General features: G+C 62.9%; 19 protein-coding genes. 9 read left to right on the top strand and 10 right to left on the bottom strand.

The genetic code is table 11. The features are described 5' to 3' along the window. Positions 1-26: 26 nt before the first annotated feature. A complete protein-coding gene (locus AC1DVM_RS03960; protein ID WP_477252209.1) occupies positions 27-851 on the bottom strand; it encodes a PPK2 family polyphosphate kinase in 825 nt (274 codons plus the stop codon). A 139-nt stretch (positions 852-990) separates the two neighbouring features. On the opposite strand from AC1DVM_RS03960, the gene AC1DVM_RS03955 reads away from it, so the two are divergent. Continuing rightward, entirely contained in the window at positions 991-1626 is a 636-nt protein-coding gene (locus tag AC1DVM_RS03955; RefSeq protein ID WP_477252207.1) for a glutathione S-transferase family protein, read from the top strand. Here AC1DVM_RS03955 and AC1DVM_RS03950 read toward each other — a convergent pair. From AC1DVM_RS03950 to AC1DVM_RS03920, 7 genes are all read right to left on the bottom strand, one after another. Continuing rightward, positions 1623-2075 carry a GNAT family N-acetyltransferase gene (locus AC1DVM_RS03950; RefSeq protein ID WP_477252205.1) on the bottom strand — a complete coding sequence of 151 codons (453 nt, stop codon included), beginning with the start codon at positions 2073-2075 and terminating at the stop codon, positions 1623-1625. The two genes, AC1DVM_RS03955 and AC1DVM_RS03950, sit on opposite strands and share 4 nt — an antisense overlap. 16 nt (positions 2076-2091) lie before the next feature. Beyond that, on the bottom strand, positions 2092-3732 hold the full coding sequence (locus AC1DVM_RS03945) for an ABC transporter ATP-binding protein (RefSeq protein WP_477252204.1): 1641 nt from the start codon (positions 3730-3732) through the stop codon (positions 2092-2094). A gap of 1 nt (position 3733) precedes the next feature. Further along, positions 3734-4870 (bottom strand): ABC transporter permease subunit, encoded by a 1137-nt coding sequence (locus AC1DVM_RS03940; RefSeq protein WP_477252203.1) that lies wholly within the window; start codon positions 4868-4870, stop codon positions 3734-3736. An 8-nt stretch (positions 4871-4878) separates the two neighbouring features. Further along, positions 4879-5799, bottom strand: a complete 921-nt coding sequence (oppB, locus tag AC1DVM_RS03935) for an oligopeptide ABC transporter permease OppB (protein WP_477252201.1) — start codon at positions 5797-5799, stop codon at positions 4879-4881. 76 nt (positions 5800-5875) lie between these two features. Then, positions 5876-7459 (bottom strand): peptide ABC transporter substrate-binding protein, encoded by a 1584-nt coding sequence (locus tag AC1DVM_RS03930; RefSeq protein WP_477252199.1) that lies wholly within the window; start codon positions 7457-7459, stop codon positions 5876-5878. 158 nt (positions 7460-7617) lie between these two features. After that, positions 7618-8052 (bottom strand): GlcG/HbpS family heme-binding protein, encoded by a 435-nt coding sequence (locus AC1DVM_RS03925; RefSeq protein WP_477252197.1) that lies wholly within the window; start codon positions 8050-8052, stop codon positions 7618-7620. 46 nt (positions 8053-8098) lie between these two features. Continuing rightward, complete coding sequence (locus tag AC1DVM_RS03920; RefSeq protein ID WP_477252195.1) at positions 8099-9325, bottom strand: urate hydroxylase PuuD; 1227 nt, start codon at positions 9323-9325, stop codon at positions 8099-8101. A 142-nt stretch (positions 9326-9467) separates the two neighbouring features. Between AC1DVM_RS03920 and uraH the strand changes: the two genes are divergently transcribed. From uraH to AC1DVM_RS03890, 6 genes are all read left to right on the top strand, one after another. Continuing rightward, positions 9468-9818, top strand: a complete 351-nt coding sequence (gene uraH / locus AC1DVM_RS03915; protein ID WP_477252194.1) for a hydroxyisourate hydrolase — start codon at positions 9468-9470, stop codon at positions 9816-9818. A gap of 3 nt (positions 9819-9821) precedes the next feature. Further along, a complete protein-coding gene (gene puuE, locus AC1DVM_RS03910) occupies positions 9822-11252 on the top strand; it encodes an allantoinase PuuE (protein ID WP_477252192.1) in 1431 nt (476 codons plus the stop codon). 76 nt (positions 11253-11328) lie between these two features. Further along, positions 11329-11775, top strand: a complete 447-nt coding sequence (gene lysM / locus AC1DVM_RS03905; protein ID WP_477252190.1) for a peptidoglycan-binding protein LysM — start codon at positions 11329-11331, stop codon at positions 11773-11775. A gap of 65 nt (positions 11776-11840) precedes the next feature. After that, positions 11841-12161 carry a rhodanese-like domain-containing protein gene (locus AC1DVM_RS03900; protein ID WP_477252188.1) on the top strand — a complete coding sequence of 107 codons (321 nt, stop codon included), beginning with the start codon at positions 11841-11843 and terminating at the stop codon, positions 12159-12161. Positions 12162-12295: 134 nt separating this feature from the next. Next, the gene (locus AC1DVM_RS03895) at positions 12296-12727 is read left to right on the top strand and encodes a c-type cytochrome (protein WP_477252187.1); all 432 of its coding nucleotides are present in this window, start codon (positions 12296-12298) and stop codon (positions 12725-12727) included. Positions 12728-12790: 63 nt separating this feature from the next. Next, the gene (locus AC1DVM_RS03890; RefSeq protein WP_477252185.1) at positions 12791-13735 is read left to right on the top strand and encodes a c-type cytochrome; all 945 of its coding nucleotides are present in this window, start codon (positions 12791-12793) and stop codon (positions 13733-13735) included. An 18-nt stretch (positions 13736-13753) separates the two neighbouring features. On the opposite strand, the gene AC1DVM_RS03885 is transcribed toward AC1DVM_RS03890, so the two are convergent. Together AC1DVM_RS03885 and AC1DVM_RS03880 are read right to left on the bottom strand one after the other, a co-directional pair. Further along, positions 13754-14371, bottom strand: a complete 618-nt coding sequence (locus AC1DVM_RS03885; RefSeq protein ID WP_477252183.1) for a helix-turn-helix domain-containing protein — start codon at positions 14369-14371, stop codon at positions 13754-13756. 104 nt (positions 14372-14475) lie between these two features. Beyond that, a complete protein-coding gene (locus AC1DVM_RS03880) occupies positions 14476-15408 on the bottom strand; it encodes a DMT family transporter (RefSeq protein WP_477252181.1) in 933 nt (310 codons plus the stop codon). Between the two features lie 193 nt (positions 15409-15601). Between AC1DVM_RS03880 and AC1DVM_RS03875 the strand changes: the two genes are divergently transcribed. Together AC1DVM_RS03875 and AC1DVM_RS03870 are read left to right on the top strand one after the other, a co-directional pair. Further along, a complete protein-coding gene (locus AC1DVM_RS03875) occupies positions 15602-16387 on the top strand; it encodes a UDP-2,3-diacylglucosamine diphosphatase (RefSeq protein ID WP_477252180.1) in 786 nt (261 codons plus the stop codon). Further along, the coding region (locus AC1DVM_RS03870; RefSeq protein WP_477252178.1) for a glycosyltransferase at positions 16387-16764 on the top strand (378 nt) is incomplete at its 3' end. The genes AC1DVM_RS03875 and AC1DVM_RS03870, both read left to right, overlap by 1 nt.

The following is a 16764-nucleotide window of genomic DNA, read 5'->3' as shown; positions in this document are numbered from 1 at the left end:
GCGCCCGTTCCGGGCGTTGCGCAGGCTCAGACGACCTGGAAATCCGATGGCTTCCACGCCGGGGCCGGATATTGGGGGTCCATTTCCTCCAGGGTCGCCTTCACGACATGGCCGACGGCGGCATTTCGAACCCATTTCCGGTCCGCCGGAATCACATACCACGGAGCAGCCTTGGTGGAGCACTTTTCGAGCATGGTTTCGTACGCGTCTTCGAAAGCGTCCCAGCGCTTGCGGTCTTCGAGATCGCCGGGGTTGAACTTCCAGCGCTTCTTTGGATCGTCCAACCGTTCCTGCAGGCTTTCGGCCTGTTTCTTGGCCGAGATATGCAGCATGAATTTCAGCACGGCCGTGCCGTTATCGGTGAGCATGCGTTCGAGATCGTTGATGTGGTCGTAGCGCTTCTCGATTTCCGATTTCGGCAGAAGATCGTGGGCCTTCGGAACCAGCACATCTTCGTAATGCGAGCGGTTGAAAATGCCGATCATTCCCCGGCGTGGGCAGACGGCATGGACCCGCCACAGGTAATCATGCGCCAGTTCCAGTTCCGACGGCCGGCCGAAGGCGTGAACTTCAATGCCGATCGGACCGGTGGCGTTGAAGACGTCCCGCACGGTGCCGTCCTTGCCCGACGTGTCCATGCCCTGGAGCACCACCAGGACGGCGCGCTTGCGTTCGGCATAGAGGCGATCTTGCAGCGCATTGATGTCTTCCGCCAAAGCGGCCGTCGCGGCCCTCGTCTCCTGTTCGTCCGGAAACAGGCCTTCGCCGCGCGCGTCTTTGGCCTTCAGTTTCACCTTGTCGCCCGGCTTGACCCGCAACGCGTCGATCAAGTCCTTTATCTTGTTGGCCATTGGTGCCCCCTCTGCTGTTGTTATGACGATAGGGCGGAGCGCCGCAAAAGGAAGGTCGGACAACAGGCAACCCGTCTTTACGGCGGGCCGCGATCGCCCTAGCAAGGATCGGAACGGAAATTCGAACGAGGCCCGGCCGATGATCGCGCTCTATTATTATCCTGGCAATGCCAGCCTGGTGCCGCACATGATCCTGCGGGAGATCGGTGTGCCGTTCGAGCTTCGACTCGTGGACCGAACCCAGAATGCCCAGCAGAGCCCCGAATATCTCAAACTCAATCCCAGCGGGCGCATCCCGGTCCTGGTCGATGGCGGCCAGGTTTTGTTCGAGACGGCCGCCATTGCGATGCATCTCGCCGACAGGTACCCGGATGCGAAGCTTGCTCCCGCCCTCGGTACGCCGGAACGGAGCGAATACTACAAGTGGATGGTGCACCTGACCAACACGCCGCAGGCTGAGTTTCGCGCCTGGTTCTATCCGCGCGAGCACACGATGGACGACGAAGCGGTCGCCAGCGTCAAGAATGCCGCCGAGAAACGGCTCAACGCGATGTTCGACGTGATTGCCAGACAACTCGGCGATCGCCCATGGTTGCTCGGCGACACGTTCTCAACCGCGGACCTGTTGTTGTTCGTGCTCATCCGGTGGGGCCGCGGAATGCCGCGGCCGCCGCGGACGATCCCCAATCTCGGGGCCTTCGCGGAACGGGTTCTGGCACGTCCTGCCGTGCAGGAGGCGTTGCGGGAAGAGGGCATCAAGGAGCCCTTCGTCTAGCCGATCCGCTTCGCCATGTAGACCCGGCGAAGCCCCTTCTCTTCCGCGCGATGCGTTTCGACGAAACCGATGCGGGAATACAACGCGATGTTCTCGCTCATCGCCTCGTTGGTGTAGAGCCTGATCGAGTCAAAGCCTTTGGCGCGGGCGGTGCGTTCGGCGAAATCCAGCAATATGCGTCCGTATCCGCGTCCTTGCGCGTCGGGATCGACCGCCACGTTGTCGAGCAGCATCGCGTCTGCCTCGGGGATGAGGACGACGAAGCCCCGAATGGTATCCTCGGCCAGGAGGACATGCACCTTGTGATCATGAATCAGCGCGCCGTAATCGTCGAGCAGCGGCCCGGGTTTCCGTCCGATCCGCGCGATATAGGGATCATACGCGCGCCCGACGATCGCCTCGATGGCGGGACGGTCCTCGGGTGAAGCGAGGCGGATCACCACGCTCATCGGGCTGCGACGGCGTTCATGAAGCCAGCGGCGTCGCGGAGGCGCCGGTCTTGACGTCCTCCAGCCCGCGCAGGAACGCGGCGGCAATCAGGTCCTGCGTGTAGCTTTGCGTCGGGTTGTCGAAGATCGCCTCGGCGTTGCCGCGCTCCACCACCTTGCCGCTCTTCATCACCATGATCTCGTCCGAGAGCACGCGTACGACCGCGAGGTCGTGGCTGATGAACACATAGGCGAGGCCATGGGCCGTCTGCAGATCGCGCAGCAGATCGACAATCTCCTTCTGCACCGAACGGTCGAGGGCGGAGGTTGGCTCGTCGAGCACGACGAGCTTCGGATGCAGGATCATCGCCCGTGCGATCGCGATGCGCTGGCGCTGGCCGCCCGAAAATTCGTGCGGAAAGCGGTTGCGCCAGGCCGGATCGAGCCGCACTTCCTCGAAGGCCTGCGCGGCACGGCGGTCGCGCTCCTTGCGGGTAATCCGGGGTTCGTGAACCAGCAGGCCTTCGGTGACGATCTCGCCGGCCGTCATGCGGGGAGAGAGCGATCCGAAGGGGTCCTGGAACACCAGTTGCAGATGCCGGCGCAAGGGCCGCATGCCGGCCCGGTCCAGGGGCATCAGCTCCCGGTCCTCGAACCGCACCGTGCCGCTGGCTGGAAGCAGGCGCAGGATCGCGCGACCGAGCGTGGATTTGCCCGAGCCGGATTCGCCGACGACCCCGACGGTCTCGCCCTGGCGCACCGACAGGCTGACGCCATCCACCGCATGGAGCACATGCCCCGCCTTGCCGAGGAAGCCTTTTTTCAGCCCGAACGTCACCTTGATGTCTTTCGCGTCGATCACCGTCGGCGACCCCGCCGCCACCGCTTCTTTGCGACCGGTCGGCTCCGCGTCGATCAACATCCGCGTATAGGCGTGCTTTGGCGCCGTGAAGATGTCGTTCGTGTCGCCGCTTTCCACCACCTCGCCGCGCTTCATCACGTAGGTTCGGTCGGCGAAGCGGCGCACGATGCCCAGATCGTGGGTGATGAAGACGATCGACATGCCGAGGCGCTTCTGCAGGTCGGCGAGCAGCTCGAGGATCTGCGCCTGGACCGTCACGTCGAGCGCCGTCGTCGGCTCGTCGGCGATCAGCACATCGGGATTGTTGGCGAGCGCCATGGCGATCATCACGCGCTGGCGCTGTCCGCCGGACATTTCGTGCGGGTAGGAATCGATCCGCCGCGTCGGTTCGGGAATGCGCACGAGTTCGAGAAGCTCTATCGCGCGCTCGCGCGCCTTTGCCTTGCTCATGCCGCCATGGGCGGTGAGCGGCAACGCGATCTGGTCGCCGATCCTGTAGAGCGGATCGAGCGACGTCATCGGCTCCTGGAAGATCATGGTGAGCTTCGAGCCGCGATAATCGTTGAGCTTGCCGGGTGAGAGACCGACAAGCTCTTCGCCGCGGTATTTCACCGAGCCTTCGGCCCAGCCGTTCGAAGCGAGAAGGCCCATGACGGACATCATGGTCTGGCTCTTGCCCGAGCCCGACTCGCCCACGATGGCGACGGTCTCGCCCGCCGCCACATCGATGTCGATGCCCTTGACCGCATGCAGGATGCCGTCGCCGGTGCGGAACCGGACGTTGAGATTGCGGACCGTCAGAACGGGTTCGGCCATGTCAGCGATCCTTCGGATCGAGAGCGTCCCGCAGCCCGTCGCCGATGAAGTTGAGACAGAACAGGATGGTGACGAGCGTCAATGAGGGATAGAGCAGCATCCACGTGGCGCCCTGGATATTCTTGGCGCCCTCGGAAATCAGCACGCCGAGGCTTGTCGCAGGCTCCTGGACGCCCAGACCGAGGAAGGACAGGAAGCTTTCCAGCAGGATCACCTTCGGCACCAGCAACGTCATGTAGACCACGACGGGTCCGAGGGTGTTGGGGATCACGTGACGCCGGATGATGCCGCGGGTTTCGACCCCGAGCGCTTCGGCGGCCTGGACGTATTCCTGTCGTTTGATCGACAGGGTCTGGCCGCGCACGATGCGCGCCATGTCGAGCCATTCGACCGCGCCGACGGCGATGAACATGAGGATGAAATTACGCCCGAAGAACACCACCAGCATGATGACGAAGAAGATGAACGGCAGCGAATACAGCACGTCCACGATGCGCATCATGATCAGGTCGACACGACCGCCGAGATAGCCGGAGGTCGCACCGTAGACGACGCCGATGAGGATCGACACGAAGGTGGCAAGCAGGCCGATGGCCAGCGAGATCTGGCCCGCCTTCATGGTGCGCGTGAGGAGGTCGCGCCCGTTCGCATCGGTGCCGAACAGGAAATAGGTGCGCTTGACCGGCACATCGACCACCAGCGTCCGGCCCTCGTCGAGACGCTCCGCCACTTTCGCTGTTCCAAACAGGTCGGAGCGTTCGAAATAGGCGAGCAACCGCTCGTCGATGGGCCGCGGGCTCACGAGATTCATGCGGATCGAATCGTAGCCGATCTGCAGATTTTCGGCCTTTGCGCGGATGCGCGCGCCGATGCGTTCGATGGCGGGCTCGACCTGTTGGGCGGTCGGGTAGGCGGACAGGCTCGCAGGCGCCCGCACATAGTCGGGATACACGCGATCGAACGGATGCCCGGTCACGAATGGTCCGAAGATGCAGGCGAGGGCGACGATGCCGAGCACCACGATGCTGATGAGGGCGGCCCTGTTCCGCACCAGGCGCACGCGGGCTTCCGCCCAGAGAGAACGGCCGACGACGGGGCCGGTGATGAGTTCGGTGGGGATGACGGCGCCTTCAGCCATGGCACATCTCAATCGTAACGAATGCGCGGATCGATGAGCGCATAGAGGATATCGACCACGAGGTTGAAGAGAAGCACGAACACGGCGATGACCACGACGGTGCCCATGACGAGGGTGTAGTCGCGATTGAGCGCCCCTTCGACGAAATAGCGGCCGATTCCCGGCAGGCCGAAGATCGTCTCGACCACGACCGAGCCGGTGAGAAGCGCGGCGGCCGCCGGACCGAGATAGGAGACCACCGGCAGGGCCGCGCCGCGCAAGGCGTGTTGGACGATCACATGCAGCGGCAGGCCGAGCGAGCGCAGCGTCCGGATATGGTTCGAGCGCAGGTTCTCGATCATCGCCGCGCGGGTCATGCGCGAGATCACGGCGATCTGCGGCAGCGCCAGCACCGTGACAGGCAGAATCAGGTTTCGCACCGAGCCGTTGGCCCAGCCGCCGACGGGCAGCCACGCGAGCGTTAGACCGAAGACGATCTGAAAGACGGGGGCCACGACGAAATTCGGGATGGTCAGCCCGAGCGCGCCAAGCCCTGTCACGAGATAGTCGACGCCGCTGTTCTGTCGCATGGCGGCGATGGAGCCGAGCGTGCCCCCGATGATGATCGCAAAAGACAGGGCGAGCGCGCCGAGCGTCATCGACACTGGCAGGCCGCGCGCAAACAACTCGGCAACCGAGAAATCGCGCAGGAAGAACGACGGACCGAAATCACCCTGCGCGACGGATGTCAGATAGAGCCAGTATTGCTGGATCAGCGGCTTGTCGAGCTGGTAGATGCGGTTGAGGTTTTCCATCACCTTGGCCTCGAGCGGGCGTTCGAGGTCGAAAGGTCCGCCGGGCGCGAGGCGGATCAGGAAGAACGAGATCGTGACGATGATCAGCAGCGTCGGGATGGCCGACATGAACCGGCGGATGATGAAGGAGAGCACGAGGCTCCTCCTGCTGTGTCAAAGTTAAAAAATTGGGGGCGGTCCGGGTCTGCCGGCCGCCCCCGATTGCCAGTGCTTACTGGGTCTTCGACAAGAACCGCGTCGGATAGACGCCACGGGTGTTCTGCAAGAAGCCCTGGATCTTCGGCGAGATCAGGTGGCTCTTGCCGTAGTACATCACGGGGATCCACGGCATGTCCTTCATCAGGATCGCCTCGGCCTTGTGCATGATCTCGGCGCGCTTCTTGAGATCGAGCTCCGTCGAGGCCTGTTTCAGCAGACCGTCGAATTCCGGGTTGTTGTACTTGCCGTAATTGAATCCCTTATTGTCGCTCCTGAGCAGGAACAGGAACCCCTCCGGATCCGAGAAATCGGCAATCCATCCATAGCGCGCGATGTCGAAATCGCCGCCATCCCGCAGATGCGCGAAGTGCGTCTTGCCGTCGGTGTTGACGAAGGTCGTCTCGACGCCGAGCTGCTTCCATTGTTCCGCCACCGCGATCACCGTGTTGCGGTTGTTGTCGGTGGTGTTGTAGCGGATCTCGACCTTCAGCGGCTTGCCGGGGCCGAAGCCTGCTTCCTTCAGCATCGCCTTCGCCTTGTCTTCGCGATCGATCGGCGAGAGGTCCTTGCTGTCCATGTAGGCCGGCTCGCCCGCATTGCCGACGCCGGGCGGCATGAAGGAATAGCCGGGCTGCATCGTCTGGCCCCAGATCTGCTCGGCGATGAATTCGCGATCAAGCCCGGTCGCGAGTGCCTGACGCACGCGCACATCGTTGAACGGGGCCTTCGACGAGTTGACCACGAGATACCAGGTGCCGAGCCACGGCCCGAGCTTGACCTGATCCTTGAAGCGTTCCTTCAGGGATTTCATCTGGTCGGCGGGCAGATCGTCCGTGGTGTCGAGCTCGCCCGCCTCGTAGCGCCGCACCATCGCGGAGAAATCCGAGTTGGGGAAGTAGTTCACGGTGTCGATCTTGACGTCCTTGGCACCGTAATAATTCTCGTTCTTGACGAGCTTGATGTGCGAGTTCGGAACGAATTCGGCGAGCTTGTAGGCGCCGTTCGTCACCATGTTGCCGGGCTTGACGAAATCCTTGCCGAACTTCTCGACCGAGGCCTGATGCACGGGAAGGCTGGTCTGGTGGGTCAGGAGTTCGAGGAAGTAGGGGGTCGCCTGTTCGAGGCGGATTTCGAGGGTCTTGTCGTCGATCGCCTTGACGCCGATATCCTCGATCTTGCCCTGGCCCTTGTTGGCCTTTTCCGAGCCCGCGATGGGGTACAGGATGTTGGCGTATTTCGCGCCCGTCGCCGGATCCATGATGCGGCGGTATGAATAGACGAAGTCGGAGGCCTTCACCGGGTCTCCGTTCGACCATTTGACGCCGTCGCGGAGGGTGAAGCGATAGGTCTTGCCGTCGTCGCTGATTTCCCACTTCTCGGCTTGGCCGGGGACGGCCTCGCCCTTCGCATTGTAGGTCACGAGACCTTCGAGCATGTCGCGCAGGATATGGGCTTCCTGGACGGTGGAGGTCTTGTGCGTGTCGAGCGTTTCGGGCTCGCCGGAATTGGCCCGGTTATAGACCACTTCGGCAGACGCCGTTCCCATGAGGGCGGCGGTGGCGACGGTCGCGAGAGCCATGCGTTTGAACCATGACATGTGACGCGTTCCCTTCTCTTTGGCGTGTTCTTGATCGTTCCGATAAATGTCGGTCACCGCTTTTCGGTGACCTTATCTCATTTGTTGAGCAAACCGGGGCCTCTGTCTAGGGGTATTAAAAACCCTTATAAAACAACGTTTTGACCTCCGGTGCCGGCCTATGCGCCGGCATCAAAGGTCAGTCCTGCTGCCCCAATACCGGCAGCCGCCGCGATCTCGTCGTTGTCGGACGTGTCGCCCGAAATTCCGACGGCACCCAGAATCTTGCCCTGACCGTCCTTGATCAGCACGCCGCCGGGAACGGGGACCAGTTGCCCGCCCACCGCGTGGGTGGCGGCGGCGACGAAATACGGGCGGTCCGTCGCCATCTTGTGGAGCGCGCGGGATCCCACTCCCATGGCCAGCGCCCCATAGGCTTTGCCCATGGCGATCTCCGCCCGTTTCAGGCTGGTGCCATCTTCCGACATGAGCGCCTTGATGGCGCCGCGCTGGTCATAGACCACGACCGAGAGCGGCTTGAACGACTTCTCGCGAGCGGTCTTCAGCGCGGCGGTAGCAATGGTCTGAGCGACTTCCAGGGTGAGTTCCGACACGCCTGTCTCCTTTGGTGGTTTGTTTCGTTGTCGATCGCCGGCGCCTTCAGCGCAGGATAGCGTCCTTTTGCGCCAGCCATGTGGCCACGGCCTTGCGCTCATCCACCGTCATTTCGGTGATGTTGTTGGGCGGCATCGCATGGGTCAACACGCTTTGGACCCGGATGATCTCCGCCTGCCGTGCAATCGCTTCTGGGGTGTCCAGATACACGCCTTTGGGCGCACCCGGGATCCCATCCCAGGACGGTTCCGCGGCGTGGCACATGGAACAGCGTGACTGGATCACCAGAACCGCGTCGTCGAAGGAGGACGCGACGGATGCGGGGGTTGCGCCGGTTTGTACCTCGGCCTGGTTGACGTAGCCGGGCTTGCCGATGATCGACAGCCATATGGCGACAGCCACGCAATAGCCCGCCACGAGCCATGTCCACCAGGGTGTTTTCTTCCCTGCGTGCTGCGCGTTGAAGAAATGGCGGATGAGCGCGCCGGCGATCAGGATCATGGCGATGATGCCGACCGCATAACGGGACGACCACGCCAGCGGATAATGGTTCGACAGCATCAGGAAGATGACAGGCAGCGTCAGGTAGTTGTTGTGCGTCGAGCGCTGCTTGGCCTGAAGGCCCAGGGCGGGATCGGGAATCCCTCCAGCCAGCAGCGTCGCCACGACCTTTTTCTGATTGGGGATGATGACGAAGAAGACGCTTGCCGACATCCATGTGGCGATCATCGCCCCCGTGTGCAGAAACGCCGCGCGCCCGCTGAACAGATGCGTGAACGCATAGGCGGCGGCGAGAATATAGACGAACAGCACGCCGCCGAGGAGAACCGGGTTCCGGCCGACGGGCGAGCGGCACAGCCCCTCATAGACGAGCCAGCTCAAAACCAGCGCGCCGACCCCGAGGGTGCCGGCCTGCCAAGGGGCGAGAACGCGAATGGCGGGGTCGATCGTGTAGAGATCGGCCCGGAGATAATAGACCCAGACCAGCAGGAAGAAGCCCGTGATCCAGGTACTGTAGCTCTCCCACTTGAACCAGGTCAGGTCCTTGGGCAGTTCCGGAGGCGCGATCAGATATTTGCGCATGTTGTAGAAGCCGCCGCCATGGACCTGCCAGGCCTCGCCGCCGACGCCGGTCGGCAGTCCATCGCGTTTCTTCAGGCTGAGATCGAGGTGGATGAAATAGAAGGAGGAGCCGATCCACGCAATCGCGGTAATCACATGAACCCAGCGTAAGAGCTGGCTGATCCATTCGGAAATTTGCGGGTCGATCATGCAATCACTTGACGCGGGCAGGGGCCGGCAGCCTAAGGCGGCCCGAGCATTTGCGAAAGGTCCGCTTTCGGGCTTTTTCAACAGGAAGCCATTCCGGTAGAATGGCCACGGACGCCGATATTGGCGTTCCCAAGGAGCATCCATGGGCCGGCTATCAACCCACGTCCTCGACAATGTGCTGGGCCGCCCGGCGAGCGGGGTCGAAATCGAACTCTTCGCCATCGAGGGCAAGACGCGGCGCCGGGTCACGACGGCCCGCACCAATGCCGACGGACGCACCGATGCGCCGCTGCTGAGCGGCGACACCTTTCATACGGGCACCTACGAGCTGGTCTTTCACGTGGGACCCTACTTCCGCAGCACCGAGGCCGCGGCCGAACCGTCCTTCCTCGATCTCGTGCCGGTCCGGTTCTCGATCGCCGAGCCCGATGGGCATTACCATGTGCCGCTCCTCGTGACGCCGTGGAGCTATTCCACCTATCGGGGCAGCTGACCCATGAGCGAGACATCCTATCCGCGCGACCTCATCGGCTACGGCCGCAATCCTCCTCATCCCCGCTGGCCCGGCGACGCCCGGATCTGCGTCCAGCTGGTGGTGAATTATGAAGAGGGGGGTGAGAACAACATCCTGCACGGGGACCGGGCCTCCGAGGCGTTCCTGTCCGAGATGGTGGGTGCCGCCCCGTGGCCGGGCCAGCGCCACATGAGCATGGAATCGATCTACGAATACGGTTCGCGCGTGGGGTTCTGGCGGCTCTGGCGGATGTTCACCGAGCGCAACCTGCCGGTGACGGTCTTCGGTGTCGCCACCGCCCTTCAGCGCAACCCGGACGCCGTGACGGCCATGAAGGAGGCCGGATGGGAGATCGCCAGCCATGGCCTGAAATGGATCGACTACAAGGATTTCGGAGTCGCCGAGGAGCGCGCGCATCTCAACGAGGCGATCCGGATCCACGAGGCGGTCACGGGCGAGCGTCCGACCGGCTGGTATACCGGGCGGACATCCGGGCACACCAATGCGTTGGTGGCGGAGGAGGGCGGTTTTCTCTACACGGCGGATTCGTATGCGGACGAGCTCCCCTATTGGGAGGGCACGCAGCTTGTGGTGCCCTATTCCCTCGATGCCAACGACATGCGCTTCGGGACGCCCCAGGGCTTCAATTCGGGCGACCAGTTCTATGCCTATCTGAAAGACACGTTCGATACGCTCTACGCCGAAGGGGAGACCGCTCCGAAGATGATGTCGGTGGGCCTGCATTGCCGGCTTGTCGGACGCCCGGGTCGCGCCGCCGCGCTGGCAAGGTTCCTCGACTACATCGGCTCCCACGAGCGGGTCTGGGTGGCGCGGCGCATCGATATCGCGCGCCATTGGCTCACCCATCACCGCCCGCGCGAATTGCAGCCGAGCACGCTGAGCCGGGCTGTCTTCGTCGCGCTTTACGGCGACATCTTCGAGCATTCGCCGTGGATCGCCGCGAAGGCCCATGAGGGCGGTTTGTCGCCGGCGCAGAACACGGCGGAAGGCCTGCACGCAGCCCTGCTGGCGGTCCTCGAGAATGCGGGCCGGGACGAGAAGCTCGCCCTCATCAACGCGCATCCGGATCTCGCCGGGCGGCTGAAACTCGCCGAGTTGACCGAGGATTCAAGGGGCGAACAATCCTCCGCCGGGCTCGACGCGTTGACGGAATCGGAACGCAATGGGTTTCTCGCGCTCAACGACGCCTACCGGCAGAAGTTCGGCTTTCCCTTCATCATGGCCGTGAAGGGTGGCTCCAAGGAGGAGATCCTGAAGGCTTTCGAGGAACGGCTGGATCACGACCAGGATACCGAATTCCGGACCGCACTCGAGCAGATCGCCCGCATAGCCTTGCTGCGCCTGAAAGACCGCCTGCCTTCCCTTGCCGACGCCCGGTCATCGCTTGCCTGAACGGAACCCGAGGGCGGTTCAAGGAGTCTTGCTCTCAGCTTGGCCGCAACGGCTAAGCTGAGAGGGGAGATTTTCCATGGGTCTGTTCAGTTTCATCAAGGAAGCGGGCGCCAAGATTTTCGGCGGCAGCGCACAGGCGGCCACAGCGGACAAGCTGAAGGAAGAGGTCAAGGGTCACGGCTTCAACGCCGACAAACTGGGCATCGAAGTCACCGGCGACAAGGTCAAGCTGTCGGGAGACGCCGTCACGCAGGAAGAGGCCGAGAAGATCATTCTGGCTCTCGGAAACACGTACGGCGTCGCCGAGGTGGATACCACCGGCCTCAAGATCCAGAAGCCCGCGTCGGAATCGGTGATGTACACCGTCGTGAAGGGCGACACGCTCTGGGCGATCGCGGAGAAGCATTACGGCAAGGGACAGGGCGCCAAATATACGGAAATCGTCAAGGCCAACTCACCTCCCGTCAAAAATCCCGACATGATCCAGCCGGGCTGGGTCCTGCGCATCCCGCCAAGCGCCTGATCCGACGATTGCCGTCCTCCGCGCGGCGCTCTACATCCGAGAGCCACCGCACGGAGGAATCAGTCATGACCGCCAGTAAACCGAACCTCGTCGATCTCGACCGCGACGCCATCAAGCGGGGTTTGAGCGACGGTTCGATGCTCATCGTGGATGTGCGCGAGCCCCACGAATTCGCCGAGGGGCATATTCCCGGCGCCGTCTCGTATCCCCTGTCGGCGTTCGAGCCCGGCTCGATTCCCACCGGCAAGCGCGTCGTCCTGTCCTGCCGCTCCGGTGTCCGGTCAGTGCGGGCGGCGGAGCTTGCGCAGGCGGCGGGCGTGGATCTGCGGGAACATTACAAGGGCGGATTCAAGGATTGGGCCGAGGCCGGCGAGCCGATCGAGTAATCGACCGCGAATTTCACTGTGGCTCACGGATATTTGTTTCCGGCCGGGCTGCGAAACCTGCGGAATATGTGCCTTACTTGGACCATCCGCATTGCAAGGCAGGCATTCGAGCCTGCCGCGGACAGGGGGATTACATGAAGCGTGCGATTATCGTCATCGGCTTGATGACGCTTGGCCTGACCGCGGCCATTGCCCAGAGCAACGTCGTCGAGCAGCGGCAGGATTTGATGAAGCAGTTCGGCGCGCAATCGAAAACGATTGCCGGGATGCTGCGGGGTCAGACACCGTTCGATCTGGCGCAGGCGCAGGCCGCCCTGAAGACGGTGTCGGAGACTGCGAAGAAATTGCCGCCGCTATTTCCGGAAAGCACCAAGACTGCGGCAAAAACCGAGGCGCTGCCGACAGTGTGGGAGAACAAGGCCGAGTTCGAGAAGCTTTTTGCCTCCCTCGATTCGGCCTCGCAGAAGGCTCTGGCCAGTGTCACGGACGAGGCCTCCTTCAAAGCTCAGGTGCCGAATGTCCTGCAGAATTGCGGGACATGCCACAAGACCTACCGCAAGAGCTGATCGGCGGGGCGTTGAATCGCGGGCGGCATTGCGCCGCCCGTCATCACATTGAGGGGTGCGGGAATGCGTAAAGCGCTGCTTTCGCTCGTCGGCCTGCTGCTGCTTGGCGCGGCGGGCTTTTACGCATTGACGTCTCCCACTGTCTATCGCTGGATTCGCAGCGACTCTGAGACTGTGCGGGTTCCTGAGGGCTTTCCCAGTCGCGCTGGCAACTCCGACAACGGCAAGACCTTGTTCTACGCTGGCGGCTGCGCATCCTGCCATGCGGTTCCCGGGCAAAGCGACAAGCTGAAACTCGGCGGCGGTCTCGCGCTCGCCACCCCCTTCGGGACGTTTCACGTCCCCAACATTTCACCCCATAAGCAGGATGGAATCGGAGCATGGCGCGTGAAGGATTTCGTTCGCGCCATGCGCGAGGGGATCGGGCCCGGCGAAACCCATCTCTACCCGGCCTTTCCGTATGCATCCTACCAGCGCATGTCGCCGGCGGATCTCACCGATCTCCACGCGTTCATCATGACGCTGCCGCCGGTCGAAGGGCGCGTGCGCGATCACGAACTGAAGTTTCCTTTCACGGTTCGTCGCGGCATCGGCCTCTGGGATCTGGCGTTCCTCGACGGCAAGCTCTTCATGCCGGATCCCTCGAAATCGGCGAGCTGGAATCGCGGCGCATATCTGGTGAATGGACCGGGTCATTGCGCGGAGTGCCACAGCGAGCGTAATTTCGCCGGCGCCATCATCCCGGATCGCCGTTTCGCGGGCGGCCCCCACCCGGAAGGGAAGGGTGTCGTTCCCAACATCACCCCGAGCCCGTCGGGCATCGGCGGCTGGACGAAGGAGGAAGTCGTGACGCTCCTGAAGACCGGCGACACGCCGAATTTCGACACCGTGGGCGGACCGATGGCGGATGTGGTTCGCAACACCGCTCAGCTGTCGGAGGCGGATCGCGCCGCCATGGCCGAGTACATCCTGTCGCTGCCGCCACTGGACGCCTACAAGAAGCCCTGACAGCTTCCGACGGACGGATCAGTCCATCACGGCGGCTTTGAGAATGCAGACCATCGTTGCGCGTCCGGGACCCGGGCCCACGCACCTGACCGTATGGCGGCGGTCGCAGCGATAGCGCAGGGTTTCGCCGGCTTTCGCCCGCTGCACCACGTCGCCGACCTCGACCTCGAACTCGCCGTCGAGCACGGAGAGGCATTCCACCGAGCCGCGCTGGTGCGGATCGGAATCGAGGACGCCGCCCGGCTCGGCCTGCACGTCGTACCATTGCAACCATTCGATGGTCTTGATCCAGCCGATGATGGCAAGGCGCACCTTGCCGTCTTCCGACAAGAGGTTCGGCGTATCGGCGCGGGAGGATTTCTCGATAAAGGGCTCCTCGTCGCTCGAGGCCAGGACCCGCTCGATCGAGACGTCAAGCGCCTGGGACAGGCGCCAGATCGTTGCCAGCGTCGGGTTGGTCTCGTTGCGCTCGATCTGGCTGATGATCGATTTTGCAACGCCGGATTGCTCGGCGAGTTCGGACAGGGAAAGGTTGTAGGCCTTGCGCAGCCGCTGGATCGTCTTGCCCATATGGCCGGACAAGACCTGTGCGCCGGCGTCCAGTTCCCGGTGCCGCTCTTTGCCTTCTACGCCCATGTCCAGCCGTCCTGTGTCCTGAAAGAACGAACGATCGTTCCACAAAAAGGTTTTGGGGTAAGGAGGGGCCGGGGTCAAGCACCGGACTAAGGCATGGATTGCGCCTATCCGGAGGATTTCGCCGAGGCAGCCGCCAGTTCCTTGGCGCGCTGCAGGCCAAGCTTTCGCTCGCGCCAGACGATCAGGAGCCCGGAGGCGGCGACGATCAGGCCGCCGACGATCACCGTCAGGGCCGGCAGGTCCCCGAACATCGTCCATCCGATGAGAAGCGCCCAGATCATGCTCGTGTATTCGAACGGAGCGATGATCGATGTGTCGGCGTGACGGTAGCTCTCCGTCAGCAGGATCTGCCCCACCCCGCCGAACGTGCCGCCAAGGATGAAGAGGAGCAGGTCGGGGCGGTCCGGCAGGCGCCATCCGAAGGGCAGGGTCAGGAGCGACAGGCCCGACGCGAGGATGAAGAAATAGAACACGATGGCGCCGGTCTTCTCCGTGGCGGTCAGTCGCCGGACCTGGATCATGGCGCCGGCCGAGCAACAGGCGCCGGCCAGCGCCGCCGCCGCGCCGAGCGTCGGGCCCGACGTCAGACCACCGGCAAACATCCCCGGCGAGAGATAGGGCGAGAGCATGATCAGGACGCCGATAAAACCGATGCCCACGGCAGTCCAGCGATAGGCGCGCACCTTTTCCTTGAGCACGAGCGCCGCGAGCACCACCACGATGAGCGGAGACGCGTAGCCGATGGCGATGGCATCGGGGAGGGGCAGAAACGAAAGCGCCGAAAATCCCAGATACATCCCCGCCGTGCCGATGAATCCGCGTTTGAAGTGTCCGACGATGTTGTGGGTGCGCACCGAGTTGATGAGCGCGCGCTGCCAGGCGAGCCACGCGAGAAGCGGGATCAGCGCGAAAGCCGAGCGGAAAAAGACGACCTCGCCGATCGGATAGCGCGTCGTCAGCGTCTTCAACACGGCGGACATGGCGGTGAAGACGAGAGCGGACAGTATTTTGAGGAAAATCCCGAGAAGTGGGTTCAACGGACTCTGAGTCGGTAGGGGGAGAGGACCCGCAGACAACCACGGGGCAGACGCCACGTGAAGGCCAATCCGGGAGGCGATGTCGTATTTTGTCGAAATCGATGTGACGGCGTCACAAATTTGCAAAGGCCCGGTCACAGCCCTGAGACACGAATCTGCTCTGCCTGACCACATTCAGACCGGAGGCTGTCTCATGAGTCAGGCAATTCGCATCCGCACTCTCTTTCTGTCCGACCTGCACCTCGGCACGAAAGGCTGCCAAGCGGTGCAGCTCCTGGAATTCCTCAGGCATTACGACGCCGACACGATCTATCTGGTGGGCGACATCGTCGATGGGTGGCGCCTCAAAACGGGTTGGTACTGGCCGCAATCTCATAACGACGTGGTGCAAAAGCTGTTGCGGAAGGTCCGCAAGGGCGCGCGCGTCGTCTATATCGCCGGAAACCACGACGAGTTCCTGCGTGACTTCCTGGGGATGAATCTGGGCGGAATCGAGCTTGCGGATTTCGCGCTTCACGAGGCGGCCGACGGCAAGGTTTATCTGGTAATCCACGGTGACCAGTTCGATCTCGTGGTCCGCCATGCCCGGTGGCTGGCGCTTCTCGGTGACGGCGCGTATTCGGCGGCTCTTTTCGTCAACACCCATCTGAACATCGTGCGGCGCAAGCTCGGTCTCACTTATTGGTCCTTGTCGTCCTGGGCAAAGCTGCGTGTGAAGAACGCCGTCAATTACATCGGACGTTTCGAGGAGTTGCTCGCCGCCGAGGCGAAGCGCCATCAAGCGGACGGGGTCGTGTGCGGTCACATCCACCACGCGACCATGCGCGATCTGGACGGAATTGCCTATGTCAACACGGGCGACTGGGTCGAATCCTGCACCGCCATCGTCGAACATTACGATGGCGCGCTCGAAATGGTGCGGTGGGCCGACACGGCAGCGAGACGGCGGCGCGAAATCCACGCACCGGTGGCCGCGTAATGCGCGTGCTCATTGCCACGGACGCGTGGCGCCCGCAGGTCAACGGGGTCGTGCGGTCTCTCGAATACATGGCCGAGCTGGCGCCGCAATTCGGCGCCGAGGTGATGTTTCTGACGCCGCAACATTTTCGCTCCTTCCCGATGCCGACCTATCCGGAAATTCGCCTGTCGGCGTCGCTGCCCCGGCATGTGCGGCGTTTGATCGAGCGTGCCGATGCGACCCATCTGCACATCGCGACCGAAGGGCCCATCGGCCTCGCCGCGCGTCATGTATGTTTGACTGAGGGGCGGCCCTTCACCACGAGCTATCACACCCGTTTTCCGGAATATCTCTCCGCGCGCCTGCCGATCTCACCGGAGCTCACCTATGGCCTGCTG

It is taken from the genome of Microvirga sp. P4_A5, assembly GCF_056402495.1.
This window is presented reverse-complemented; position numbering and strand designations above follow the sequence as displayed.